Origin of the sequence: Streptomyces sp. NPDC057638 (assembly GCF_042800315.1) — a bacterium.
In the GTDB taxonomy this organism is placed as follows: domain Bacteria; phylum Actinomycetota; class Actinomycetes; order Streptomycetales; family Streptomycetaceae; genus Streptomyces.
Genome location: NZ_JBHVHF010000587.1, coordinates 1 through 1,717, shown reverse-complemented (window position 1 = coordinate 1,717; position 1,717 = coordinate 1). Strand labels below are relative to the sequence as shown.

Here is a 1,717-nt window from a genome sequence, read left to right as displayed (position 1 = left end):
GTCGCACCCGGTACGGGGAGACAGGGGCCGGGCCCGGTCCTGAGCCGCTGTCGCGGCCGCTACTCCGCCGCCGGCGGCCGTACCGGCAGCGGTCGCAGTACCCGCCGCAGCGCCTGAGCCAGCTCCTCGAACTCGCCCTGGCGGGCCGCCCCGGCCCGCATCGCGAGCGCGATCCGGCGACTGGGCGCCGGATCGGCGAAGTACCCGGTCTGGAGCCCGCCCCGGCCCGTCTCCACCTCGACGGCGGTCCGTGGCAGCAGGGTCACGCCCATACCGCCCGCGACCAGCTGCACCAGCGTGGAGAGCCCGGCAGCCGTCGTGGTGACCAGGGTGTTCTCCTCCCGGCGCACCTCACGGCAGATGTCGAGGGCCTGGTCACGTAGGCAGTGCCCCTCGTCCAGCAGCAGCAGCGGGAGCTGGCGCAGCGCCTCACGGGGGATGTCCTGGCGTCCGCCGAGCCAGTGGTCATCGGGCAGGACCAGCACGAAGTCCTCGTCGAACAGGGGCAGTTCCACCACCCCGGGCATCGCGAGCGGCACGGCGAGCAGCAGCAGATCGAGCCGCCCGCCGGTGAGGCCCTCCAGCAGTGAGGAGGTCTGCTCCTCATGGACCTGGAGATCGAGTTCGGGGTAGGCGCCCTGGACCAGCCGGAGCACATGCGGCAGCAGATAGGGGGCGACGGTGGGGATCACCCCGAGCCGCAGGATCCCGGTGAAGGGCGCCCGTACCGCCTCGGCCTCCTCCACCAGCGCCCCGACGGCGTCGAGCACGGTCCGGGTCCTGGCCGCGAGCCGCTCCCCGGCCGGGGAGAGCAGCACCTTGCGGGTGGTGCGCTCCAGCAGCTGGACCCCGAGGACCTCCTCCAGGGCCGAGACGGCGCCGGAGAGGGCGGGCTGGCTCATGCCGATCGCGGCGGCGGCGTCCCGGAAGTGGAGATGCTCGGCGACCGCCGCGAACGCGCGCAGCTGGGCCAGGGTGGGCTGTCGCCCCCGGCTCACCGCACCCACTGATAACACCGTCCGATCATTCGCCCGAGTCTAATCGCCTTTGCGGAGAACCCCCGCCGCCCCCGACTCTCCCGAACGGGCGGGCGGTGTGACGCGCCCCACAGTTCGGGCGCGATGAGATCCGGCCCCGATCGACGTCGTATCAGTAACAACATTCGCACCACTGAGCACAGTTACCAAGGAGCGCACCATGGCCGACCCCCACATCAGCCCTCTCGCCCGACTGATCGGCACCTGGACGGTGACGGGCGGCGCCGAGGGGACCGTGACCTACCGCTGGCTGGCGGGCGAGCACTTCCTGGTGCAGGACATCGCCCTCACCCAGAACGGCCAGCCGGTGCACGGTGTCGAGATCATCGGCCGTGAGCGCCCCTTCGGCGCCGAGGAGCCGGAGGAGGACATCCGCTCCCGCTACTACGACAGCCAGGGCAACACCTTCACCTATGTCTACGAGCCGGACGGCGAGACCCTGACCATCTGGGGCGGCGAGAAGGGCTCCCCCGCCTTCTACCGGGGTACCTTCTCCGCCGACGGGAACGTCCTCGACGGCGCGTGGACCTACCCGGGCGGCGGCGGCTACGCCTCCACGATGACCCGCCAGGCATGACGGCGGCGCGGGGCGCCCCCCGGTCAGGGGCGGCCCCCGACCGCCCCACCATTTGTCGCCCCCGCAAAACAAACTGACCCCAATGATCGATTTCAACCCAGAT

General features: G+C 71.7%; 2 protein-coding genes. One reads left to right on the top strand and one right to left on the bottom strand.

All coding sequences use genetic code 11. From position 1 onward, the window contains the following. Nucleotides 1-59 precede the first annotated feature (59 nt). Entirely contained in the window at nt 60-1,007 is a 948-nt protein-coding gene (locus ACFVIM_RS35015) for a LysR substrate-binding domain-containing protein (protein WP_384310385.1), read from the bottom strand. A 190-nt stretch (nt 1,008-1,197) separates the two neighbouring features. Here ACFVIM_RS35015 and ACFVIM_RS35010 point away from each other — a divergent pair, with 190 nt between their 5' ends. Beyond that, on the top strand, nt 1,198-1,614 hold the full coding sequence (locus ACFVIM_RS35010; RefSeq protein ID WP_384310383.1) for a hypothetical protein: 417 nt from the start codon (nt 1,198-1,200) through the stop codon (nt 1,612-1,614). The last annotated feature ends 103 nt before the right edge of the window (nt 1,615-1,717 follow it).